The sequence below is a fragment of the Pseudodesulfovibrio indicus genome (assembly GCF_001563225.1).
Classification (GTDB): Bacteria; Desulfobacterota; Desulfovibrionia; order Desulfovibrionales; family Desulfovibrionaceae; genus Pseudodesulfovibrio; species Pseudodesulfovibrio indicus.
The window spans coordinates 1,639,108-1,664,462 of the sequence record NZ_CP014206.1; the positions used below are offsets into that span (position 1 = coordinate 1,639,108).

At 63.6% G+C, this 25,355-nt stretch carries 8 protein-coding genes; 5 read left to right on the forward strand and 3 right to left on the reverse strand.

Features of this window, described 5'->3' with window-relative positions:
• The first annotated feature begins 17 nt into the window (after window positions 1–17).
• The 5 genes from AWY79_RS07590 to AWY79_RS07615 all read left to right on the forward strand — a co-directional run bounded on the left by AWY79_RS07590 (window position 18) and on the right by AWY79_RS07615 (window position 8,225).
• Complete coding sequence (locus AWY79_RS07590; RefSeq protein ID WP_066802135.1) at window positions 18–1,013, forward strand: zinc-dependent alcohol dehydrogenase family protein; 996 nt, start codon at window positions 18–20, stop codon at window positions 1,011–1,013.
• 836 nt (window positions 1,014–1,849) lie between these two features.
• Complete coding sequence (locus AWY79_RS07600) at window positions 1,850–4,048, forward strand: type I secretion system permease/ATPase (RefSeq protein WP_066807092.1); 2,199 nt, start codon at window positions 1,850–1,852, stop codon at window positions 4,046–4,048.
• A gap of 7 nt (window positions 4,049–4,055) precedes the next feature.
• Complete coding sequence (locus AWY79_RS07605; RefSeq protein WP_066802139.1) at window positions 4,056–5,381, forward strand: HlyD family type I secretion periplasmic adaptor subunit; 1,326 nt, start codon at window positions 4,056–4,058, stop codon at window positions 5,379–5,381.
• A gap of 10 nt (window positions 5,382–5,391) precedes the next feature.
• Window positions 5,392–6,078, forward strand: a complete 687-nt coding sequence (locus AWY79_RS07610; RefSeq protein WP_066802140.1) for a transglutaminase-like cysteine peptidase — start codon at window positions 5,392–5,394, stop codon at window positions 6,076–6,078.
• Between the two features lie 50 nt (window positions 6,079–6,128).
• Window positions 6,129–8,225, forward strand: coding sequence for an HD domain-containing phosphohydrolase (locus AWY79_RS07615; protein WP_066802141.1), 2,097 nt, complete (start codon window positions 6,129–6,131; stop codon window positions 8,223–8,225).
• Window positions 8,226–8,893: 668 nt separating this feature from the next.
• Here AWY79_RS07615 and AWY79_RS07620 read toward each other — a convergent pair.
• From AWY79_RS07620 to AWY79_RS07630, 3 genes are all read right to left on the reverse strand, one after another.
• Entirely contained in the window at window positions 8,894–10,225 is a 1,332-nt protein-coding gene (locus tag AWY79_RS07620) for a TolC family outer membrane protein (RefSeq protein WP_066807093.1), read from the reverse strand.
• A gap of 250 nt (window positions 10,226–10,475) precedes the next feature.
• Window positions 10,476–11,246, reverse strand: a complete 771-nt coding sequence (locus AWY79_RS07625) for a hypothetical protein (protein ID WP_133987048.1) — start codon at window positions 11,244–11,246, stop codon at window positions 10,476–10,478.
• A 101-nt stretch (window positions 11,247–11,347) separates the two neighbouring features.
• On the reverse strand, window positions 11,348–25,180 hold the full coding sequence (locus AWY79_RS07630; protein ID WP_066802143.1) for a VCBS domain-containing protein: 13,833 nt from the start codon (window positions 25,178–25,180) through the stop codon (window positions 11,348–11,350).
• Between the last annotated feature and the right edge of the window lie 175 nt (window positions 25,181–25,355).

The window sequence follows — 25,355 nt, forward strand, 5'->3', positions numbered from 1 at the left end:
GGTCAAAGGAGAACTGCATGAAAGCGATGCTTTTGGAACAATACGGACCGGAACCCGTCTTTGCCGAGCGCGACCTGCCCATGCCCGAACCCGGACCGGGCGAGGTCCTGATCAAGGTGGCCGGAACCAGCCTGAACCCCATAGACAACAAGATCGCCACCCTGGGGTCGGCACTGGCCTTCGCCCCGGACGCGCCCGCCGTGCTGGGCATGGACGTCTCGGGCACGGTGGCCGGGGTGGGCGAGGGCGTCACCCGGCTGGCCGAGGGCGACCCGGTCTTCGGTTGTGCGGGCGGCGTGCGCGGCATTCCCGGCGCATTGGCCGAATACATGGTCGCGGACCAGCACCTCCTGGCCGCGCCGCCGGAGTGCATGGACCTGGCCGACGCCGCGACCCTGCCCCTGGTCTCCATCACCGCCTGGCTGGCCCTGTTCAACAAGGGCGGGCTGCGGCGCGGGGAGCGGCTGCTGGTCCACGGCGGGGCCGGGGGCGTGGGCCACATGGCCGTGCAGCTCGGCGTCCACGCCGGGGCCGAGGTCTACGCCACGGTCTCCTCCCCGGACAAGGCGGCGGTGGTCGAGGCGTTGGGCGGCATCCCCATCGACTACCGGGAGACCCCGGTGGCCGAATACGTTGCCGACTGCACCGGGGGCGAGGGGTTCGACCTGGTCTTCGACACCGTGGGCGGCCCGACCCTGGATGCGTCCTTCGAGGGCGCGCGGATAGACGGGCGGGTGGTTTCCACCGTGACCCGGTCCACCCACGACCTCAGCTTGATGCACGCCAAGAGCCTGTCATTGCACGTTGTCTTCATGCTCCTGCCGCTGATCACCGGCAAGGGCCGGGGACTGCACGGGCGCATCCTGGCGGACGTGGCCGGGCTGGTGGACGACGACCGGCTGGCCGTGCTCCTGGACGAGCGCAGCTTCGGATTCCGGGAGATCGCCGAGGCCCACCGCTATTGGCAGCGGGGCGAAGCCATGGGCAAGATCGCAGTATCGGTAAGCGGATAGTCTCCTCTCGGGAATATTTTGGGGATGAACTATCCGGGATAGCAAGGAATAATCCACTTGGGGCTTGACAAATTTCGCCTCAGGGGAAAGATTGTGTATCTAATACTGTAAGAATTGGACGGTCGGCCCCGGACAGGGGGTTCGATCGTTGTGAATCAATCCTCATCCAAGTGAAATCTATGCCCCCTGAAAAAAACCCAGCGTCACAATCAGCCGCCAAGCCGGCTCCGGCCACGAAAAACGGAAAGGCTGCTCCGACGAAGGACGGCCCCAAGCCCGGCCCCGGAAAACCGGAGAGCGCGAAGCCGGCCGCCAGGACGGCGTCCAAGCCGACGCAGATGGATACCAAGCCGGTGGACGCGGCCAAGACCGCGACTATCCCTGCGGCCAAGACCGCGCCAGCTCCTGCGGCCAAGCCTATGCCCAACCCGGCCCCCGCCGCCAAACCCGGCCCGGCCCCGGCAGCCCCCGACGCTTCGGGCGGAACCACAAAGCCACCGGCGGGAGCCCCGGTCAACGGGAAACCCCAGCCCGGTCCGGCGCAACCCACCTCCGGCGCTTCCGGCCAGCCGCAGCCCGGTCAACCGCAGCCCGGTCCGGCACAACCGGGTCAGCCGCAGCCCGGCCAGGCGCAGCCCGGTCCAGGCGCTCCCGGCCAACCACAGCCCGGCCAGCCGCAACCCGGTCCGGCACAACCGGGTCAGCCGCAGGCCGGTCAACCGCAGCCCGGCCAGGCGCAGCCCGGTCCAGGCGCTCCCGGCCAACCACAGCCCGGCCAGCCGCAACCCGGTCCAGGGGCTCCCGGCCAGCCGCAACCCGGCCAGATGCCCCCCGGCATGCCTCCGGGCTTTCCCGGCGTGCCGGGCATGCAGCAGCCCGTGCGCGTGGAGACCGACGAACGGCTGACCCCCAAGGACATCGATTTCCAGCCGCCCCTGGTCATCTGCCTCTCGATCATCAGCCGGCTGCTCGGCAAGCCGGTCTCCTCGGCCACCCTCAAGGCGGGCATTCCCCAGCAGGAGGGCGTCATCACCGCGGCCTCCATCGTGCGCTCGGCCGAGCGCATCGGCATCACCGCCAAGACCGTGTACCGCGAGAAGCTCCGGTCCATCACCAAGCTGGTCATGCCGTGCATCCTGCTGCTGCGCGGCGGCAACGCCTGCGTCCTGGTGGACACCACCAACAACGCGGCGCGCGTGGTGGTCCCCGGCCACGGCATGGACGAGACCGAGATTCCCCTGGCCAAGCTCGAGGAGGAGTACACCGGGTACGCCATCTTCTGCCACCGCAAGTCCAAGCTGGACAAGCGGGCCAGCGAGCTGAAGCTGATCAAGACCAAGCGCTGGTTCTGGGGCGTCCTCGCCAAGTTCTGGCCCATCTACAAGCACGTCATCGGCGCCTCGATCATGACCAACATCATCATCGTGGCCTCGCCGCTCTTCGTCATGAACGTGTATGACCGGGTCATCCCGAACAACGCCACCGACACCCTCTGGGCGCTGGCCATCGGCATCGTCATCGCCTACACCTTCGACTTCCTGCTCAAGAACCTGCGCAGCTACTTCGTGGACGTGGCGGGCCGCAACGCGGACGTGCTTATCGGCTCCAAGATCATGAACCACCTCATGTCCGCCAGGCTGGACCACATGCCGGAATCGGCGGGCGCGGTGGCCAACAACATCCGCGAGTTCGAGTCCCTGCGCGAATTTTTCGGGTCGTCGTCCCTGGTGGCGCTCATCGACATGCCGTTCCTTGTGCTGTTCATCGTGGTCATCTACTTCATCGGCGGGCCCATCGCCTATCCGATCTTCGTGGCCGTGCCGCTGGTCATCCTGGTGGGCGTGTTCCTCCAGATTCCGTTCCAGCACATCATCGAGAACCACTACAAGGAATCCACCCAGAAACACGCGCTCCTGTTCGAGATCGTCCAGGGGCTGGAGACCATCAAGACCTCCATGGCCGAAGGCCGCATGCAGGCGCGGTGGGAAAACGTGGTCGGTCTGTCCGCCCATTCCAACAGCCGGGCCAAGACCATGGCCAACATCTCCATCACCTTCTCGGTGTTCATCACCCAGATGGTCTCGGTGGCCGTGATCATCACCGGCGTGTACCTGATCTCCAAGGGCGAGCTGACCGTGGGCGCACTGATCGCCTGCAACATCCTGTCCGGCCGGTCCATGGCCCCGCTGTCGGCGGTGGCCGGGCTGCTCTCCCGCTATCAGCAGTCCCGCATGGCCCTGAACGCCCTGGACATGCTCATGGAGATGCCGTCCGAGCGGCCCGAGGACAAGGAGGCCTTCCACTACGGCACCATCGAGCCGTCCGTGACCCTGACCAACGTCTCCTTCAGCTATCCCGGCACGGACAAGGCCGTTCTCCACGACGTGAACCTCAGCCTGAAGCCGGGCGAACGGGTCGGCATCGTCGGCCGCACCGGCGCGGGCAAGACCACCCTGGGCAAGCTCTGCGTCGGCCTCTACCAGCCCGTGGAGGGCTCGGTGCAGGTGGGCGACATCGACCTGCGCCAGATGGACGTGGCCGACCTGCGCAGAAAGGTGGGGTACATCTCCCAGGACAGCCTGCTCTTCTACGGCACGCTCAAGGACAACATCGCCTTCGGCCTGCCCGAGGCGGACGACCAGTCCATCAACGCCGCCGCCGAGATCGCCGGGGTCAACGACTTCGTGCGCGACCATCCGGCGGGCTTCGGCATGATGGTCGGCGAGCGCGGCACCTCCCTTTCCGGCGGCCAGCGCCAGGCGGTGACCATCGCCCGCGCCCTGCTGCCCGACCCGGAGGTCCTGATCATGGACGAGCCGTCCAGCAACATGGACAACCAGTCCGAATATCGGCTCAAGGAGCGGCTCAGGAGCTATATCGAAGGCAAGACGCTCATCGTCATCACCCACCGCCATTCCATGCTCGACCTGGTGGATCGGCTGGTGATCATGGACCGGGGCAAGATCGTCGTGGACGGGCCCAAGCAGGCCGTGCTCGACGGGCTCAGGTCCGGTCAAATCAAGGTTTCCCTGTGAGGACGAAATGAGTAATAAATACGACAGAGAAACGCTGCTCTTCATGAGCGAGGTGGACCAGGCCATGTACGGCAAGGGCCACAAGCTCGCCTATGTCATGTCCACCGCCATCCTGCTGCTGATCGTCATCTTCATCATATGGGCCAGCCTGGCCATGCTTGACGAGCGGACACGCGGCTTCGGCAGGGTCATCCCGTCCCAGCGCATCCAGGAGATCCAGAACCTGGAAGGCGGCATCCTCAACGAGCTCTTCGTGCGCGAAGGCCAGAACGTGCAAAAGGGCGATATCCTGGCCCGGCTGTCCAACGAGCAGGCGGCCAGCTACTACCGCGACGCCTACAGCAAGGCCCTGGAGCACAAGGCGGCCATCGCCCGGCTCCAGGCCGAGGCGAACGGGACCGATCCGGTCTTCCCCGACGAGGTTCTCAAGGAGGCTCCGCAGCTGGCCGAGGATCAGCTGCGCATCTTCAAGGCCCAGCGGGACAAGCTGGAGATCGAGGTCGGGCTGCTGGAGGACCAGTACCAGCAGCGGCAACAGGAAGTGAACGAGATGGTCGGCCGCCGCAGGCAGCTGCGTGAAAGCCTCCAGGTGGCCGAGCGCCAACGCGACATCGCCAAGCCCCTGGTGGAGAAGCAGATCCACTCCGAGCTTGATTATCTGCGGTTGGAACAGACCGTGGTCCAGATGCGCGGCGACGTGGAGGCCCTGTCGCTGGGCATTCCCCGCGTGCAGCGGGCGGCCAAGGAGGCCAAGGGACGTATCGACCAGGCCCGGGCGGAATACCGCACCCACGCCCTGGAGGAGATCAACGAGCGCAGGCAGGAACTCAAGTCGATCATGGAGAACCTGAGTTCCGGCGGCGACCGCGTGACCCGTACCGACGTGCGCTCGCCGGTCAAGGGCATCGTCAAGCACATCATGGTCAACACCATCGGCGGCGTTGTCCGGCCCGGCGAATCCATCATGGAGGTCGTGCCCGTGGACGACACCCTGCTGGTGGAGGCCGAGGTCATGCCTTCAGACATCGCCTTCCTGCACCCCGGCCAGAAGGCCATGGTCAAGATCACCGCCTACGACTTCTCCATTTATGGCGGACTGCAAGGCACGGTGGAGAACATCTCGGCGGACACCATCGAGGACGAGCGCGGCGAGAGCCACTATCTCGTCAAGGTCCGGACCAAGCAGAACGCCATAACCTATCACGGCCAGCAACTGCCCATCATTCCGGGCATGACCGCCAGCGTGGACATCCTGACCGGCGAGAAGTCGGTCCTGGATTATCTGCTCAAGCCGCTCCTCAAGGCCAAGCAGAACGCGCTCAGGGAACGCTAGGACATCCCGAATGCCTGGCCGGGGGATATACAGGACGATCGTGGTCACGCTCTGCGCGGCCTCCATCGTCGCAACCCTCGGCTGGGCCGGGACGGCCCACGCCGCCTCGCCGGACAAGCGCCAGCTCCTCGGGACCCTGGAGTTCAAGGGCAGCCTCAGCAAGCTGCCCAAGTGGACCCGCGTGCTCGACAAGATGAAGGCGTGGAAGGGATACTTCAACGACGCCGCCACCGCCAGCCATCCCTCCAAGCAGGCCTGGAACACCCTCAAGGCGTCCCTCAAGGACGCTTCGGAGCTCGACAAGCTCAAGGCGGTGACCAAGTTTTTCAACAAGTGGCCGTACCGGCTGGACAAGGCCAATTGGGGCGTCAGCGAGTACTGGGCCACCCCGTGGGAGTTCCTCAAGAAGTCCGGTGACTGCGAGGACTATTCCATAGCCAAGTTCTACGGCTTGCAGGAGCTGGGGTTCTCCGGCGACCAGATGCGCATCGTGGCCGTCAAGGACGCCATTCGCGGCATCGGCCACGCCGTCCTTGCGGTCTATGCAACGGACGACATCTATATTCTCGACAACCAGACCGTCATGGTCCTCTCCCACGAGAAGTACAAGCATTACATCCCGCAGTACTCGGTCAACGAGAAGTACCGCTGGATGCACGTGGCGCCCAAGAAGCAGACCACGTACGAGAAGAAATAGGCGTGTCCCGCCCTGTGGCGGGGCCACGCAAAACCAGATGGAGTAATGTCATGGCTGAAAACATCACACCGACCGCAGCGATCCCGAAGTCGATCGGGGGAGCCGGGCAGGGCGTCAAGATCGGCGTCGTCCTGGCGTTCGTGCTGGTCATCTCGGCGGGCATCGTCCTCCTCGCCTCCAGGGCGGTTCGGGACAAGGAAGCCGGGGTGCTCGAAAACCAGCAGAAACGATTTCAACTGCTGACCCAGGGCAGGACCGAGGTCATCGCTTCCTGGCTGGAGAACCTTTCCCACCAGGGCGACCGGCTGATCAAGTCCGACCTCTTCCGGCTCTACGCCTCCGAGGTGGACACCTATGCCGGAGACCTGTCCAACCTGTTCGGGGCCATCCATTCGGACCAGGCCGTCGAGGGCGACGGCATGATCCTGGCCGACCAACTGCCCATGATGGAGAACATGCTCCGCGAGTTCTCCACCTACGCGGGCTTTCTCAACGCGCGCATCCTGAGCCGCAAGGGTGAGGCGTACATCGCCACCGACGGCCATCTGCCCCCCATGAACGAGGAGCAGATCGCCCTGGCCCTGGCCGCGATCAAGGAGAACGGGCCGCAGTACTCGACCCTGCGCAAGACCGCGCAGGGCCTTGAGATGGACGTGTTCGTGCCGGTCTATCCGCCGGACCCGGTCGGCGGCACGGACGAGACCACCCAGGGGGCCGTGGGCGCCCTGATGATGACCCGCCAGGTCTCCGGCGAGATCACCGAGCTCCTCTCGAACTCGCCGCTGGCCGTCAAGGGCGAGAAGACCCGGCTCATGCAGAAGGCGGGTCCGGGCTACCGCGAGATCACGCCGTGGACGCTGGAAGGGTTCGTGGACGTCAATTTCCCCATCAAGGTGGATGACCAGGGCCACATCCCGTTCGGCATCCGCCCGTCCATCGAGGACGACGATGCCCAGGTGTTCTCTCTGGGCGTGCGCATACCGGGACCGGCCTGGTGGCTGGTCCAGGAGATCAACTACGACGACGCCATGAAGCCCATTGTGGACTTCAACCGCACTGTCTACATCGTGGCCGGTCTGGGCATCCTGACCGCGCTGCTCATCGCCGGGCTGGCCTGGTGGATTCTGACCGGCGTGCAGAGCCAGCGCATCGCCGAGCAGTTCCGCGCCCTGGCCACCAAGATCGAGGAGCAGAAGGCGTTCATCGACTCCATCAACGCGAACATCGACGAGTTCATCGTCCTCAAGGACACCCAAGGCAAGTTCACCTATGTGAACGACGCCTTCGCCAAGGCGGCGGGGCGGCCCAAGGAGGAGCTCATCGGTATGGACACCGCCGCGGTCTTCGGTTTCGACACCGCCAAGCGGCTGGAAACCATTGACGAGGTGGTCATCCGCGAGAACCGCAAGATGACCATCAACGAGCCGATCTTCATCCGTTCCCAGCGCCACCAGTTCCAGGTCTCCAAATCGCCCTACTGCGGTGTGGACAACTCCTGCCAGGGCATTGTCGAGGTCTACCGCGACGTGACCGAGTTCGTGGCCGCCCAGGAAAAGAACAAGCGGCTCATCAAGAACGCCATGGAAGCCCTTGGCTCGACCATCGAGGCGGCGGACCCGTACCTCGGCGGCCACACCAAATTGCTGGCGGGATTGTCCGTGGAGGTGGCCAAGGTCATGAACCTCTCGGAGATGGACATCGCCGAGATCGAGACCGCAGCCAACCTGTCCCAGATCGGCAAGATGTTCGTGCCCAACGAGATCCTGACCAAGCCGGGCCGGTTGACCGACGAGGAGATGGCGACCATGGAGGAGCACGTGGAGCATGCCTACCGCATCCTCAAGGACATCGACATCGCCGAGGGCGTGCTCAAGGCCATCTATCAGATGAACGAGCGCCTCGACGGCTCCGGCTATCCCAAGAAGCTCAAGGAAGACGAGATCATCATGCTGGCTCGCATCCTGTCGGTGCTGAACGTGTTCTGCGCCATGATCCGCCCCCGCGCCTACCGTGGAGCCAAGGACCCGGCACAGGCCCTGGACATCCTGTCCAGCGAGTCGTCCAAGTTCGACTCCGTCGTGGTCAAGGCCCTGGCCGAGGTCATCAAGACCCCTGCCGCAGAGAAGCTCCTCGGCGCAAAGGAATAGCGGACACTCGCACCCCATCCATCTGGTCATCAGGCCCCGGCGCATTCGCGCCGGGGCCTTTATTTTCGTCGGTAATCCTGTTGCGGAATCGTTCCCTCCCGACTGCGCTCCGCTCGGGTAGCGGGAGGCCACACTCCACTCCACACGCCATCCCCTCGCGCCCTCCCCCATTACGCTACCTCCCATCCACGTAGCGCCCCGCGCCGAATGCCTTGAACGAGTCTCTGCGCGGACACCCCTCCGCTCCTCTTCTTGTTCCTCCCCTGCGGCTCCACTCCGGGGCAGCGGCGCAAGCGGGGGCCGGGCAGCGGGTTGGGACGGGGGCCCGCAAGGAAAGGGGGGGCGTATGGGAGAAACACGGACTCGGAGATAATCGTCCGAAAGAAGGGCGGGCAGGATGCCGGGGGGGGATGACCGGTCAGGAGGCGGCGGGGGAATCGGAAGGAGGACTTGGATGGCTGCCTGCGTCCACCGGAGCGCGGTCGCCCTTCGCGGGAGACGCCGGGCGGCGGAGTGAAGGGGAGAGGTGTGCGCATCCCGCGCATTCGCCCGTCCGAGGCGCAAACGCACAGGCAAAGGGGCGTCCGTAGGCGAACGGATGACCAAAAAAAAGAGGGCGCGGCCCCGCTGGCCACGCCCTCGAAGACTGTTCTCGCAGTCCTATGAACTTACTTGGATTCCGCCATCGTGTCGTAGTTGGCGGCGGCGACGTCCAGGGTCTTCATCAGCTGACCTTCCAGGGCCAGGAACTTGTAGACGGTGAAGTCGCGGTTCATGGTGGCGGTCTCGAGCTGCACCTTGTTGGAGAACACCTCGTTGGTGGCGTCAAGCACGTCCAGCAGGGAGCGCTGACCGACGTTGAACTGCATCAGGTACATATCCAGGGATTCGATGCTGTACTGCAGGGCTTCCTGGTACTTGACGATCTGGTTCAGGCTGGACTCGTACTCGGCCCAGGCGGTGGCAACCTGGCGAACCAGGTCGTCGGAGGTGTTCTGCAGGTTGTCCTGCGCCTCGCGAACGCGGGCGGTGGCGGTGCGGACATCATTGTAGTCGCTCAGGCCGTTGAAGATGTTCCAGCTGGCCCGCAGCATGACCTTGTTGTCCTGCACGTAGGAGTCCACGCCGTCCAGGTTGTCGGTGTGGCGGGTGGACGCGAAGGCGTCGATATTCGGGTAGTAGGTGGACATCAGCTGCTGCTTGGTCTGCTCGGCAACCTCGATCTCGGCCTTGTACACGGCGATCTTCGGGTTGTTCTCCATGGTCAGATCGAGAATCTGGTCGGCCTTGGGCGGAATGTAGTCGGGCTTGTACTCGGGCTCGGCCAGGACGTTCGGGGCTGCACCCACGGTGCGGGTGTAGTCGGCCTCGGCGGTGCGCAGCTCGCCGGTGTAGGTGACCAGGGTGGTCTCGGCGCGGGCGACGCGGCCCTTGGCCTGCATCTCGTCGGCGCGGTTTCCGGCGCCGCCTTCGACGCGCTCGGTGATGGAGTCGAGCAGGCGCTGGTGAGCGGCAATGTTCTCTTCAGCCAGTCCGACCAGCTTGCGAAGGCGGACCACGTCAATGTGGGCGCGGACGGCGTCCAGACCGACGGTCTCGACGTTGTCCAGCAGGCGGCCTTCGGCCGAGGTCAGGCGGAAGCCTTCACGCTTGTAGTCGTGCCAGCGGTCGAAGCCGTCAAAAAGATTCTGAGTCAGCGTGGCGGAAGCCTCGGTGACGTTGCGCCAGTGCTTTTCGGTGCGGTTGGCGCGGGTGTTGGCGCTGCTGTACTGCTGAGTGCCGTAGGAGCCGCCGAGGTCAAGAGACGGGAAGAAGCGGCCCAGGGCGGAAAGCTGCGCCTTGTCCACGGCGTCCCTGTTGTTCAGGAGCGATTTGATTTGCGGATGCTGCTTCACGGCAGCGACCACGCTGTCCTTGATGGTCATCGTCCCGTTCTGGGCGAACGCGGGCACCGAGAACAGAATGGACAGGGTAAGAATTGCGAGAACTAATTTTTTCATGGTGAACATCCCAGTTGGGGTTAAAGGTGCTTACTGCTGCGTTTATAGCCGCTTATATAAATATATGTCAACCAGGTTTTTGAAGATTCGTTATAGAAATCGGGCGTCCTGCCGTGAATTTTTTTCCATAGGATGACCCGCCGTTTTTTTTGTATTTTCCAATTTTCAACGGGTGATCCGAAAATCGTTATCCGGTTGTGAAAAAGCCGCGCGTTGCGCGGCTTTATTCTATTATTTTAAGCTGTTGTGCCTACTCCGAGCTGAGGTGGGAGTTGATGATGTGGTTTATGAGGTCGTCCGTGGCGTGTTCCGGCTCCAGGCCGAAATCGGTGGACGGCAGATCGGGTTGGGAAACGCCGAGGAGCTTGACCACGATGTCGTCGTTGCCCGTCAGGGCGTCCTCCTGTCCGATGGTCAATTCCGTCACGTTGTGGGTGTCGTCCACGACCACGTTCCTGACGATCATGCCGTCGGGCAGCTCCAGGCTGTCGTGGCCCACGCTGAAGTTGGCGACCAGGATCTCGCTGTCGCCGTTGTGGAGCACCGAGGGGTCGATGAAGATGGTCTCGGAGTCGCTGTCCGCGTCTATCACGTGGTTTTGCACGAACAGGTCGTGTTCCGGCATGTCGACCAGGAGCTGATCCGGAGAGGGCAGGTCGTAGGCGTCCACGGCATGCGCATCGATGGTCCACGAGCCGTCGTCCAGGCTGACCAGAGAGAAGGTCCCCTCCGAACCGGTCGGATTGAAGCTCGCGTCGTCGAACAGCACGTCGATCATGTGGTCGTGGTTGGCCAGGACCCAGTTCCCGGAATCCTTGACGAAATGGAAGTCGGCACCGAAATCGACACGGTGTTCGTCCACCTCGTGCAGGAGGAAGAAACGAACGTCCTGGCTGCCCGCGAACATGTTCACGAGCTGGCCGAGCATGGCCGTGTCGTGACAGTTTGCGAGCACGATCTCGGGATCGACCGGCACTCCATCCTCAAGGGAGTAGGTGCCGAGCATCGTCGTCGTATTCATGTGGCTTGTTTCCGTCATATCCATCTCCTTTGCAAGGAGAAAAATCGAATCTTCGAAAATTGTCCCGGGCCCGGCCAAGTGGCCGGGCCCGGGGATGGGGTTTAGTTGTTGTCCGGCGAATCGATGATCTGCTGGATCACGTCGTCGATGGTGTTGCTGTCGATGACAAAGTCATTGGCCGGCGGGTTGGCAGCGACGTGCGCACCCATGAGCTTGATGACGATGTCGTTACTGCTGTCGGCATCCCCGTCGCTGAGGGTCAGCTGCAGGTAGTGCGAGCCGGTAGCCGAGGCGTCGTCGAGCACTTCCTGGAAGTTCAGGGTGTAGCCGTTCGCGTTGTTCAGGTCGAGCACGTCGCCGTCCTTGTCGCTGAAGTCCGCGATGGTGACGTTGGCCCCGCCGTTGTCGGCGAGGTAGTCCACGTCGATCATGACCACATCCTTTCCTTCGCCCAGGGCGATGACGTCGTTGCCGGTGCTGACGTTGATGATGTCGTCCCCGGCACCGCCGAAGATGATGTCATTGCCTGTGCCGCCGTTGAGGATGTCGTTGCCCTCACCGCCGTAGATCAGGTCGTCGCCCGCGCCGCCGTGGATGGAATCGGAACCGGCCTGGCCGTCGATCACATCGTCGGTAGCGACGCCGGTGTAGGCGTTGTCGCCGCCGCCGAGTTCCACGGTTGCGGACGGGTTGAGGTTCACCGGAACGAGCAGGGTGCCGACGTCGGTGGTGCCGTCGGGAGAGGTCACCTCGTAGGTGAAGGTCTCCACGAAGGAGCCGGTCGGCGGGGTGCCGCTGGCGTTCAGGGCATCGACGTCCGGAGTGTAGGTGTACTCCAGGGTGGTCGAGTCGAGGGTCAGGTTGCCCCAGGTCCCGGTCGAGTCGAGCAGGACCACGCTCAGGGCACCTACGGTGTCCACGTCGTAGTCGTTGGTCTGCAGGAAGCCAGTGACCGCGGCACCCGAGTAGGTGGTGACCGGCGGCTGGCTCTGCTGTGTCCAGGTGTCCGGACCGTAGGTGGTCACGGAATCCAGGGTGTAGGAGGTGCCGGCCTCGCTCACCAGCTCCACGCGGGTGATCAGCGCCTGGGCGTTGGTGCGGCTGTAATTGTCGTCGATCAACACCAGCTGTCCGTTCACGACCGTTGCCGTGGCGACGGGGGTGGGGTTCGAGCCGTAGTAGGCGTACGCCGTCACGTTCTCGCTGCCGGTGATGCCGTTGAGCGCGATCACCACCTTGCCCTGCGGATTGTCGAAGCTGATGGTCAGGCCTTCTGCTACCGAGTTCGAGGACGGCCAATACGAGTCAAAGTAGTGGTCATAGTAGTGGGTGACATTCCCTATTTCCTTGTTCGCATCTGTCCAGGTGTCGGTCTTCCACCATTCGCTGTTGTTAGTGTATTCGGTTTCGATTCCCAGGCCGCTGGAATGGAAGACCAGATCGAAGTCCTGCGGGGAGGAGCCGGTGATCGTCATGCCGCTGCCGGTGGGGTTGATGGAGGTCTGCTGTCCATTCAGCATGCTGTTGGTGATTACCAGGTTCAGCTGTTCCACTCCGTCGTGGTGGACCCACTCGGCCGGAGGCGTGGTCGTGGTGGTGGTCAGGGACGCGCCGTGGTTCATGTCGCCGACTGCGACCACGCCGTCGTTGGCGCCGTTGATCCAGAAGGTGACCTCTGCCTGCGCGGGCTCGCCGCTCGTATCCACGATGGTGTAGGTGAAGGTGTCCACACCGTGGTCTCCGTCGTTCAGCGCATCGGCTGCGGCCTGGTCCGGGGTGTAGGTGTATTCGCCGTTTTCATCGATATGCAGGGTGCCGAACTCGCCCTTGATGACCGCCGACTTGGTGGTATCGGTATCGGAGGTGTCCGGATCGGCAAGGGTGATGGTCTCCGTGCCGTGGGAGATGGACACGACTTCGAGGTCGTCGCCGTCGGGGTCGGAGTCCTCGCCGGGCAGGAGGTTGCCGGGCAGGGCCGTGCCGTGCCCGTCGATCACGTTGCCGGAGGCCGTGGTCAAGTCGGTGTTGGTCTCGTCCACGATATCGACCAGCAGGGACTGCAGGCCGGTGGGATCGTCGTCGTCGATGACCGTGGCTTGGCCGGTCTCATCGATGTCGTTGAGGTTGCCCATGTCGAGGGCTTCGCCCAGAGCGACCGCCGTCAGGTTCACGCCGGGCAGGTTGCCCAGATTCTCGCTGAGGGTCTCCCAGCTCACGCCGTTGATGTCCGTAGTCGGATCTCCATCGGAGATGAAGATGGCCTGGGTAGCGCCCGGATGGGCCTGCGCCCAAGCGTACCCATGCTGGAAGGCCGCGTCGTAGTTGGTCCAAACTCCCGTCTGGCCTGTGTCGATCTGCGATATCGCATAGTTGAGGCCCGTGGGAGCGTTCGGGTTGCCGCCCACCAGGGTGAAGGTCTGCGTGGACGCCGTGTCGGAGAAGTCGACCATGCCGATCTTGACTTCTGCGCCGACCGGCAGTTCCGATTGCAGCTTCTGCAGCATGTTGACGATTGCGGCCTCGGCCGGCTCAATGCGGTCTTGGTCGGACATGGACCGCGAGCGGTCGAGCATGATCAGGTAGTTGGAGCTGCTGGTGGTCACGTTGACGCCCGCCTCGGTGACGACGTTGAAGCCGGTGTCGAGGTTGTATTCGTCGGGTACCGCCGTCGGGCCGGTGTTGTCCACCACGCCGTTGACGGAGATGACCAGGTTGGCCGTACCGAAGCTGCCGTCCGAGTCAGTGGCAGTGTAGCCGAAGGTCTCGGTGGTCGTGTCGTCGAGGTCGTCCAGCGCGGGGTTGTCGTTGTCGAGTTCGTACCGGAAGGTGCCGTCCTCGTTGTAGTACAGGGTGCCGTAGGTGCCCTGGACCTCGTGGCCGTAACCGGAGTGGGACGAAGTCGAGCCGCCGAAGTCGATGGCGTTGACGTCTCCGCTCACGGGGTTGGTCTGCCAGCCGTCGGGCGCCTCGTCGTTGAGGATCACGTTGCCGGTGACGACCGCTTCCGCAGCCGTGCCGTCTTCAGTGACCTCGAAGAGGCCGTTTGCGTCTCCGGTGTCGTCCCTGGCCGTGACCGGGTCGTCCGTGGGGGCGATCGCGATGGTCACCTTGGCCGGGGCCGAGTAGTCGGTTCCGTCATAGGCGCTGTACCAGAAGGAGGCGGTGCCGTTGAAGTCGGCTTCGGGCGAGAAGGTCACCACGTCGCCGACCATGCTCACCGTGCCGCCCACAGGGGCGTACAGCGGATCGGTATCGTCGTAGATCTTGCCGATTCCGAAGTCCTCGATGTCCACATCGTAGTCGTTGGCGAGGATGTCGCCAGCGGCCAGGGTGATGGGACCGCCATCCTCCGAGTAGAGGAACTGCGCCGGGGTGCCTTCGGTCTCCGCGTGCACCGACTGAACCACGAAGTCCGCCGCGTCGTACCATTGGCCGCTGGGGTTGGGCTGGTAGAAGTCGGCCTGAACCTCGATGGAGCCGATCTGGTCGCCGTTGGCCGTCACGGTGTACTCGTAGGTGGTCTCCTGATTGTAGGCCGCGGTTCCGGTGATGACCGGGGGAGCGATGATCAGGTCGGCGTTTTCGATGACCTGGCCTCCGGTGTCGTAGACGATGAAGGTGGGGGCGTCGTCCGTGTCGTACCAGTTGAGCGTGATGGTCGCGGTGTGCTGGCCCTGGTCGAAGTTGATGGTCACGGACTCGTCGTTCTTGCCGTCGATCTGGGTCGACGAGTAGTCGTTGCCGCTCTGGACGCCCACGCCGTCGCCCGAATCAACGAGGACCGGGTTGGAGCCTATGCCGCTCGCGGTCAGGGTCACGCCGCCGAAGGACCAGTTGTTCGCCGCGCTGAACGCGGTGTGGTCCACGTCGGTGATGACCGATTGCTGGGCCGGGATGTAGCCGAAGGCGTCGTCGAGCGCCACGGGGGCGTCGTTGACGCCGTTGACCACCGGGTGGACGACATACTCAGTGCCGTCCGCCGAGGTCACGGTGAAGCCGGGCAGGTTCAGCTTCTCACCGTCGTCCAGGGACTGGACCGCGTCGTAGCGGGCCGGAGCGTCGTTGGGAACGGTGTAGGTCCAGTTGCCGTTGGCGAGGATGGTAAAGGTCCCGCCGTAGCCGTCGTGCTGGGTCGAGGGGTTGAACGTCTCGGGGCTGTCCACGTCGTCGGCCACCACGGTGCCCGAAGCCTGGATCATGCCAGTGGTCTCGTCCACGCCGGAGTCTTCGGTTGCCTCGACCACGTTCCTTTCGGTGAAGGTGGCCGCGTCGTTGATGCCCAGGACGTCGATGGTCAGGGTGGAGCCGGACTGAGCGCCCGCCTCGTCCTGCATGACGTAGGAGAATACTTCCTGGCCGTCGTTATCGACGTTCAGGACGTCGCTCTTCTCGGTGGCCACGTAGGTGTACGAGCCATCCACGCTGAAGGTGATCCTGCCGTAGGCGGTCTCGAAGGAGACGTCGCCGTTTTCGAAGTCCTTGGTCTCGTTTCCGTAGGTCACGGACACCAGGGACAGCTGATCGTCGAGAGTGGGCGGGCCGGAAACCGGATCCCAGGGGTTGTTGTCCTGGTTGTCGGGATCGGTGTCCGCACCGTTGTCCGAGTCGCCCGCGTCGCCGGGGGAGTCATCCGTGAGGATGTTGCCGGTGGCAACGGGGTACAGGGGGCCGTCGTTGTCCATCTGGCCGTCGTATTCGTACACCGAATCGGTGTCCGGGTTGGCCGTGGGCGCGTCGTTCGCGTTGGCGATGTTGAGCGTCACCTTGGCCGGGTTGGACAGGTCGCCGTTGTCGTCCTTGGCCACGTACCAGAACCAGGCGGTTCCGTTGAAGTCGTCGTCGGGCGAGAAGGTCACGGAGCCGTCCTCGTTCAAGGTGGCGGAGCCGCCGTGGGACGAGTAGGGACCGCTGTGTTCGCCGAAGACCGAGGCAATGGACAGATCCAGGTTGGAGCCGTTGTACTCGGCATCGCCCATGTCCACGTCGTCGATATCCGTGTCGTTGGCCAGGATGTCGGCCGCGGAGATGGTGATGGAGGTGTCTTCCACGTAGGCCGGTCCTTCGCCGCGCACCCAGTCGATGTAGAAGTCGTCCGAGCTGTCGGTGGACTGGACCTCGATGGAGCCTATGAAGGCGCCGCCGGTGTCGGCCGTGCTGAAGGTGAACTCGTGGGTGTCCGTGTTCTCGACGTTCACGGTGCCCAGAGGCTCGCCGTTGATGCCCTTGAGGACGAACGTGACGTCGTCATGGTCGCCGCCGCTGTGGGCGTAGCTGGACAGGCTGATGGTCACGGAGGACATGGGATCGTCGAAGTCGATGAGCACCGAGTCGGTCCAGCCGTTGCCGTCGATGGCGGGGCTGTTGTCGTAGTCGCCGGAGACGCCGACCATGCCGTTGGGTTCCGCGCCGTTGTCGTCGTCGCGCACTTCGAGCCAGCCGTTGGGCGAGCCGTTGCGCAGGGCCGTGAAGGTCATGCCGTCGGTCTCCCAGACTTGCAGCCCGTCGGCGTCGGCGAAGTTGGTGGTGAACACGGAAACCGTTCCGTCGAGCTCGTCGTTCTCGGCCACCGGGGCGTCGTTGGCGCCCTGGACCGTGAAGGACAGGCTGGCGGTGGAGTGCAGTCCGCCCGGATCGACGATGGTGTAGGTGAACTCTTCGGTGCCGTCGAAGTCGTCGTCCAGCTCCTGGGTGGCCAGGCTCTCCTGATCCACTTCGTAGAAGTAGCGGCCGTTGGCCTGAATGGTCAGGGTGCCGTACTTGCCGTCGATGGTGAACACGCCGTCGTCATGGGAGGCGGCGTTGCCGGGGACGGTGTCGCTGGCGATACCGGACACGGACAGTTCGACGGTCTGGTCCGGGCTGTCCAGCCAGTCGCCGTTGTCGATGTCGGAGTCGTTCAGGAGCACGTTGCCGGTGACGTCGTCACCCTCGATCACATAGGGGTAGCTGAAGTGCCACTGGGAGGCGTCCTCGGACGGGTCGCCGTCGGAGCCGTAGGCCAGGACCTTTGCGGAGATCGAGTTGATGGTGAACTCGGAGCTGAAGCCGCTGGGCGTCTGGATGACGATGGAGGCGAACTTCTCGCCGCCGGTCAGGGCGCTGGCGTCCAGAGTGACGTGGTTGTTGTAGTCGCTCAGGTTCAGCGTGCCGAGGAGGTCGCCTTCCAGGTCGTACAGCGTGATGGTGGCGTCGTCGCCGGTGTAGAAGCCGTCGAGATCGAGAACCACATGGTCTTGCAGCAGCTCGAAGTCGATGCGCACGCCCTCATCCGGGCCGGAGTTGTCGATTTCGTCGTTGTTGTCGTTGCCGGTCCGCACGCCGAGGTTGCCGTTGTGATACTCCAGGGCGGCTTCGCCGGTGGAGGACAGTGCGGTCACGGTAATGCCGTTGGCATGGAACACGGCGTCGCCGTCGGCGCCGAACCAGTTGTCGAAGGTCTTGGTTACGATTCCGTTGAACAGCTGGTGGACGGAGTCGGCGGTGGCCACCGGCGCGTCGTTGGAGCCGTCCAGGGTGATGACCAGGTTGGCCATGTCGTACTGCGCGTGCCCGGGCTCGTTGTCGGACACGGTGTAGGTGAAGGTCTCCTGGACCTGATCGCCTTCGTTGAGGGCATCGGTCTTGTCGGAGTCCGGGGTGTAGGTGTAGGTGCCGTCCGCCTTGATGACCAGGGTGCCGTAGTTGCCCTCGATCTCGGCGGTGCCGTCGGAGCCGAGGACCGTGGTGTCGCCTTCAAAGACGATGTTGACCACGGAGAGCTCCACGGGCGGGGTGTTGGCGTCGGTGTAGTCGAGGTTGTCCACGTCGGAGTCGATGTTGCCTTCCGCGTCGGGGTCGGCCAGCACGTTGCCCGCCACCGCGATGGCGTCCATGTCGCCGTGGGCGTCGCCGGGCAGGTCGTTGGTGCTGGACTCCTCAGCCGCGTGGACGTCCACGCCGCCGTTGACCGGAGCCAGGGCAGTGACCGAATCAATGTAGAAGTCGGAGTGCCAGGCACCGTTGGTCTCGACCACCACGTGGTCGATGAAGCCGTTGCCGGGATTCAACACGAAGGTGTTGGTGTGGGAGTCGTAGTTCAGGGTGACGGAACCGAGGAAGTTGCCGCCCGCGTCGTACATCTTCGCGATGGCGGTATCGTCGGATTCTCCGTAGGCGTTGAACGCTCCGAGGGTGATGGTCACGGACTCCTGCGGGAGCTCGAAGTCGATGCGTATGGAGTCATCGCCGTAGTTGCCGTCGATGGCAGACTGGTCGGCCCCATGGTCCACGCCGAGCCAGGAGGTCAGGTTGTACGGGTGATCCAGCTCGGGCTCGCCTTGGGTGGACTGGGCCGTGAAGGTCATGCCGTTGACGGAGTACGATACCAGACCCGCCGCGTCGGCGAAGTCGCTCACGGTGACCTCGGCGACTTCGGTCGTCGGGGTGTTGTTGAAGGCCACGGGCGCGTCGTTGGAACCGTTGACCGTGATGGTCAGGGTCGCGGAGTCGGTCCTGGCATGGCCCCAGCTCTCGTTGTCGGAGATGGTGTAGGTGAAGACGTCCGTGGCGCTGTCGTCCCAGTTGAGCGGATCGGTGGCGGCGGGATTCTCCACGTAGGTGTAGTCGCCGTTGGCCTGGAGGTACAGGGTGCCGTACTGGCCCTGGAGGACGAAGTCGTAGTCGACGCCGTCGAGTTCTCCGGGGGTGCCGGGGTTGGTGCCCTGTTCAACGGCCACGACGCTGAGTTCGTAGTGGGCATTGTCGACGTCCGTATCGCGGCCCGCGAAGGCGTGGCCGTCCCAGGCGCCGTCGATGACGTTGCCGTCCACCTGGGCGATGGCCTCGGAGGTGGTGCCGGAGACGCTCTGGATCAGGAAGTCGCTGTTGTGCGGATTGTAGTTCGCGCCGTCGTCCAAAGGCAGGACCACGACCTGGGCGATGAGCGAGTCGGTCCCGAGGCTTGCGCCGTCCAGGGTGACTTCAAGCACGCCGCTGGGAGTGCCTTGAACGTCCACGAAGCCGATCTGTTCGCCTTCCGCGTTGTAGGCCACCAAACGGGCTTCTTCGGTGTGAGAGCCGTCCGGGCCGTTCTGGTAGAAGGAGGACAGGGTGATGGTCACCGAGGCCATGGACTCCTGGAAGTCGATGGACAGGGCTTCGGTCCAGTGGTCGTCGCCGTTGAGGGTGTCGACTTCGGAGTCGTTGATGTCGCTGTTGCCCGGGGAGTTGACGCCGAGGCCCGCAGAGTTGCCGTCATCGGTCAATTCCCTGCCGCCTTCATGGAAGGAGACGCCGCCGTTGATGTTGAGGGCGGACCCGGCCGTGATGCTGAAGTTCGAGTCGACCCAGACGCCGGCGTCGTTGACATGACCGGCCAGCGCGGTGGTGTCCACGTCGAACTCGCTGCCGCCTATGGACTCGTCCAGGGCGTTGTGGTCGTTCCTGGCCACGGGCGCGTCGTTGGAACCGTGCACGGTGATGGTCAGCGTGGACATGTCGTGCAGCTCCACGCCGGGCTGGTTGTCGGAGATGGTGTAGGTGAAGACGTCGGTGTCGGTGTCGTTCCAGTTGAGCGGATCGGTGGCGTCGGGATTCTCCACGTAGGTGTAGTCGCCGTTGGCCTGGAGGTACAGGGTGCCGTACTGGCCCTGGAGGACGAAGTCGTAGTTGACGCCGTCGAGCTCTCCGGAGGTGCCGTGGCTGGTGCCCTGTTCGACGTCCACGACGCTGAGTTCGTGGTGGGCGTTGTCGATGTCCGTATCGCGACCGGCATGGAACCAGCCGTTCCAGGCGCCGTCGATGACGTTACCGTCCACATGGGCGATGGCGTCGGAGGTGGTGCCGGACACGCTCTGGATCAGGAAGTCGCTGTTGTGCGGATTGTAGTTCGCGCCGTCGTCCAAAGGCATGACCACGACCTGGGCGATGAGCGAGTCGGTCCCGAGGCTTGCGCCGTCCAGGTTGACTTCAAGCACGCCGCTGGTGGTGCCGTGAACGTCCACGAAACCGATCTGGTTGCCTTCCGCGTCGTAGGCTATGAGGCGGGCCTGTTCGGTGTGAGAGCCGTCCGGGCCGTTCTTGTAGAAGGAGGACAGGGTGATGGTCACCGAGGCCATGGACTCCTGGAAGTCGATGGACAGAGCTTCGGTCCAGTGGTCGTCGCCGTTGAGGGTGTCGACTTCGGAGTCGTTGATGTCGCTGTTGCCCGGGGAGTTGACGCCGAGGCCCGCAGAGTTGCCGTCATCGGTCAAGATTCTGCCGCCATCCTGGAAGGAGACATTGCCGTAGTGGTTGTGGGCGGTGCCGGCCGTGATGCTGAAGTTCGGATCGACCCACACGCCGCTGTCGTTGAGGTGACCGGCCAGCGCGGTGGTGTCCACGTCGAACGTGTCGCCGCCCACGGACTCGACGATGTGGTTGATGTCGGGGCGCGCGATGGGCGCGTCGTTGGTGCCTTCCACAGTGATGGTCAGGGTGGCGCTGTCATAGGCCTGCTGACCATAGTAGGTGCCGCCGCCGTCGTGATTGTCGGTGATGACGTAGGTGAAGGTGTCTTCACCGGTCTCGCCGTCATTCAGCTTGTTGGCGTCGCGCGTGTTGGGGTCGTAGGTGTAGCTGCCGTCCGCGTGGATGGTCAGGGTGCCGAACTTGCCCACGATGACCGTGGGGTCGCCGTCCTGGTCCACGCTTTCGTAATGATGGCCGTAGCGCACGCCGATGACCGACAGGTCGGTGGCGGAGTGGTCGCCGTCGCCGTAGTCGAGGTCGTCGACGTCGGTGTCGTTGAGGAGCACGTTGCCGCCGACGAGGGTCGCCGCGACATCCGGGCCGTCCATGTCGATCAGGTAGTCGTGATGGCTGCCTGCTTCAACGGCGTGTACGCCGGTTTCGCCTGCGGTGTCGGGGGTGACCACGACGGACTTGATGTAGAAGCTGTCGGTCGTGAACTGTTCGTTCGTGGTCCACAGGGTCACGGAGTTGATGTCGTGGTCAAAGTCCAGTTCCAGGGTGGCGTTGCCGAACCTGTCGTAGACGATGTCACCCTGGGAGGCATCCAGGATGAAGAACTTGTCCCGAGCGCCATCCAGGTCGACGTAGACCTTGATGTCGTCCTTGAAATCAATGTCGGCCAGGTTGATGGAGACCTTGTCGACCGGATCGTCGAAATCGATCCTGACGCCGTTGCGGTCGCCGGAGTTGTCGATGGCCGGGCTGGAATCGCCGTGGTCGCGCACGCCGAGGCCCTTGCCTTCCACGTAGGTCAGGTTGGGGTCTGGCTCGTAGTGGTTGTTCACCAGGGCGGTGAAGGTCATGCCGGAGGTGGAGTAGGACTCCAGACCGTCCGCGGCCTCGAAGTCGTTGGCCATGAGGAAGGTGGGAACGTCGTTATGGGCCTCGGGAGCATCGTTGGTGCCCACGATGGTGATGTTCAGCTCGGTGGAGCTGGAGACGCCGTCGTCCCAGGAGTTGGTGGCCGTGTAGGTGAAGGTGTCCGTAAGGGTATCGGGAATCCCGTACTCGTTCACGTTGAGGGCCTGAACGGCATCGTTCTCCTGATCCAGGGTGTACTCGTAGTGGCCGTTGGACCAGATCTTCAGCGTTCCGAACTGGCCGTCGATCTCGGTGTAGCTGCCGCCTTCGGTGACGTCCTCGACCGGGTCCACGCCGTTGGAGATCTTCTCAACGTAGATGTAGTCGTCGTCCACGTCGGAGTCGTTGCGCAGGACGTTGCCGCCGACGGACGCCCGATAGTGGTGGTCGAAGTAGCCGGGGTTGGCACCGAATTCGACGATGTAGTTGGAATCGGACTCGACCGTGGGCGCGTCGTTGGCGCCGTAGACCGTGATGGACAGGTTGGCGTAGTCGATGGCGCCGTGCTCGTCCATGATCATATAGGTGAACCGCTCGACCGGGCTGTCGTCGTAGTTCAGGGCTTCGGCCGCGTCACCCATGGGGGTGTAGGTGTAGTCGCCGTTGGCGCTGATCACCAGGACGCCGTATTCGCCCCAGATGCGCAGTGCGCCGCCGTCGTCGTCGACCACGGTGTTCACGCCGGCGTCGGAGCCGAAGTCGCCGGACAGGATGTTGCCGTCCGCATCTTCGCGGTGGTAGTCGAAGGTCTCCTGCTGCTGGGTTCCGTGGGCGTAGATGCCGATCACGGTGATGGCGTCGCCTTCGACGTCGCCGTCGTGATCCAGGTCAAGGGCGGAGCCGTCGTCGGAACCGTCGAAGTCCGGGTTCAGGTCGGTCAGGACGTTGCCTTCGGCCCGGACGACGGTGGTGAAGTCGTGCATCAGGGCGGAGCCTTCGATCATGTCGCCGAACTCGCCGTCGCGAACGACCCAGGCCCACACGCCGGGATGATCGACGTTGGAGGTGTCTTCCACGTCGAGGAAGGCGGAGGTGTGGGAGCCGTCAACCAGGTCGAAGTCGCCGTCGCCGTTGGACCAGCCGCCGATGGGAACGCTGTTGTCGGTAGTGCCGTTGCTGTTGACCCAGGAGATGTCGGCGTAGCGGATTTCCACGCCGAAGTCGCCGTTGCCGAGGTCGTACAGCCGGATCTGCATGGAGTTCTGGTAGTCGCCGCCTTCCTCCAGGGTGCCGCTGCTGTTGGGGGCGATGTTCAGCCAGGTGAAGGTGATGACGCCGTTGGCCTCATCGATGTCCATGTACATCTCGCCGCCGACTCCGGGGTCGAGGTCGTCCCACATTCCGGCGATCATCGGAGAGGTGGAGTCTTCGAGGGCCGACGGGTCCGGGTGCCAGGTTGATGCTTCGTTACCGAAGACGAGGGTGCCGTTGGTGTTCACCGATACGGTGGTGTAGTTGACGCCGTTGATGTTCACGCCGTTGGTGAACACGTCGGTGATGTCGATGAGGGAATGCGCGTCGTCGTAGGTATCCAGGTAGTCGACCTGGGCATCCCTGGCTTCGTAGGACGCGTTTCCGCCGTCGTAGGAGCCGTTGTTTTCGCTATAGGAGTGGATGATGCGCTCGCCGTAGCCGCCGCCGGTGGCTTCTACCAGGCCGTTGCCGTCGGCCGGGTCGAAGTCGCCGGGCACGGTTTCGCCGTTGCCGAGCGGATCGTAGTAGGAGTGGGAATCGCCCTGCTCGATGGCGGAGTTGAAGTCGGGAACCGCCACAGGGGCGTCGTTGGTGCCGTAGACCGTGATGGTCAGGGTGGCGGTGTTGCTGACAGCACCGCCGGGATCGACGATCGAGTACTCGAACTGCTCGAGTTCGATCTGGCCTTCTTCGAGGTGGTCGGCCAGGTCGGGATCGAGGACATACTGATAATCGCCGAGAGCGTTGATCATCAGGGTGCCGTACTTGCCCGCGATCTCATGGTAGGTGGTGGGGTCGGCATCTTCGTCGAAGTCCCCGAAGGCGGCTTCGTTTCCGCCCAGGATCAGGGAACCGTCGGGGTTCACGCCCAATCCGATTTCACCGTCGTCCGCGCCGTCGTCGGGGTCGGCGTCGTCGAGCTTGCCGACGTAGTCGATGGAGAACATGCGCAGGGATTCTTGCAGGTTGTCGACGTCGTAGTCGTTCTCCAGCAGGTTGCCGGAGGTGATGACGTCGGAGTGCGCGCCGTCGGGGTAGGTGATGAAGAAGCCTTCGGCTCCGTCGCCGGCGAGCGGGAAGTAGGCATCGCCGAAATCATCAAGGAAGGCCTCGAAGCGGGCTTCGGTGCCGTCCGCATCGGGGTAGAGGTACTGCAGGTAGCTGGCGAAGGTCGGCTGCGACCCTTCGGGCAGGCCCCAGTCCGTGGGATCCCAGTCGGGATCGCTGGTCCAGGCCGCGGGAGGTTCGGGCATGATGCCGGTCACGGACTTGATGTAAAAATCGTTGGAGCTGTAATCCCGCCAGGCGGCTTCGGAGGAAACCGTGACGGTGTCGATGAAGTCGTTGAAGTCGTTGCCGTCAACCGTCAGATTGATGGTGATCTGGCCGCCGAAATCGAGCTGCACGGTGCCCACCGGGTTGCCTTCCATGTCGAACAGCGTGCCGTTGTGGGTGTGGCTGCCCAGACCGATGGTGTAGGTGTCGCCACCCATGGTGGTGACGATCAGGGAGGCGTCGTCGCGACCGAAGTCGCCCCATTCATTGAAGCCGCCGAGCACGATCTGGACATCGTTCTGCGGCATGGTGAAGTCGATCAGGATCGCTTCGGCATCGCCGCCTTCGTTGTCTATATAAGGATTGTCTTGCTGCGGGGGCTGGGGGGGAGCGAAGCGGTAGTTTCCGTCCTGGCCTTCACCGGGGTACTCGGGCTGATCGGGGAGGTCGTTGCCGCCGGACACGCCGAGGTTGCCGCTTCCCAGTCCGAACCACGTACCCGTGCCGCCGAGGGCGGTCAGGGTGGCGAAGTCGCTGTAATCGCCTTCGGTGCCGGGATCGGTGATCGTGAAATCAGTGGTGGTGATGATGTGGATGCCGGGGTTGAAGTCGACATCGCCCTGCTCGGTCACTTCGCCGGCGTCGGGAATAGCCGTGGGCGGATCGTTTTCAGGAGTGTCCACGCCCGTCGGGAAAAGATGCGGGTCATAGGCGTCGCCCTGGCCGCCGAGGGCGGTCAGGCCCGCGAACATCGCGCCGGGGTCGTCGTTATAGGCGCCCGCGCCCGAACCGGAGGCCGCGCCGTCGGCCGCGGTTTCGAGGTCGGTCTGGTCGCCCTGGTCCGCGAATGCGAAAAGATACACGTCACCTGCAACGACTTCGCCGTCCATCATCTGGAAAGTGGGGAGGGTGCCGGCTTCCGCCAGCGCCTGATAGCCCTCGAGGATGATCGTCCCGCCGCCTTCGATGGCGATCTGAAGGTTTCCGTCCTTGCCGGTGAATTCAGCTTCGGAAATATCGAAGTTGAAATGTACCGGGGTCTCTGCCGTGAGTTGATAGGTCTGCGTCTTGCCTGCGCCGGGCAGGGAGATTTGCAGTTGCTTGGGGTCAGCCATGGTGTCCTCCTAAAAAAGTATATGAGCAATAAAAATCAGACGGTCTCGTAGTCTTATTGTATACATAGAAGTGAAAATATCGTCAATTGGGGAAAGGATTAGTAAAATAGTGGGTTAGCATGTGGAGAAAGGGGGGTAACGGCCCGGAAGTGGCCTGTCTTCGGGGGGAACTGGA

What these genes read in the sequence shown, in the direction of transcription:
- AWY79_RS07590 (WP_066802135.1), top strand. Translation starts at nt 18, where the DNA reads ATGAAAGCGATGCTTTTGGAACAATACGGACCGGAACCCGTCTTTGCC.
- AWY79_RS07600 (WP_066807092.1), top strand. Translation starts at nt 1,850, where the DNA reads ATGCCTCCGGGCTTTCCCGGCGTGCCGGGCATGCAGCAGCCCGTGCGC.
- AWY79_RS07605 (WP_066802139.1), top strand. Translation starts at nt 4,056, where the DNA reads ATGAGTAATAAATACGACAGAGAAACGCTGCTCTTCATGAGCGAGGTG.
- AWY79_RS07610 (WP_066802140.1), top strand. Translation starts at nt 5,392, where the DNA reads ATGCCTGGCCGGGGGATATACAGGACGATCGTGGTCACGCTCTGCGCG.
- AWY79_RS07615 (WP_066802141.1), top strand. Translation starts at nt 6,129, where the DNA reads ATGGCTGAAAACATCACACCGACCGCAGCGATCCCGAAGTCGATCGGG.
- AWY79_RS07620 (WP_066807093.1), bottom strand. Translation starts at nt 10,225, where the DNA reads ATGAAAAAATTAGTTCTCGCAATTCTTACCCTGTCCATTCTGTTCTCG.
- AWY79_RS07625 (WP_133987048.1), bottom strand. Translation starts at nt 11,246, where the DNA reads ATGAATACGACGACGATGCTCGGCACCTACTCCCTTGAGGATGGAGTG.
- AWY79_RS07630 (WP_066802143.1), bottom strand. Translation starts at nt 25,180, where the DNA reads ATGGCTGACCCCAAGCAACTGCAAATCTCCCTGCCCGGCGCAGGCAAG.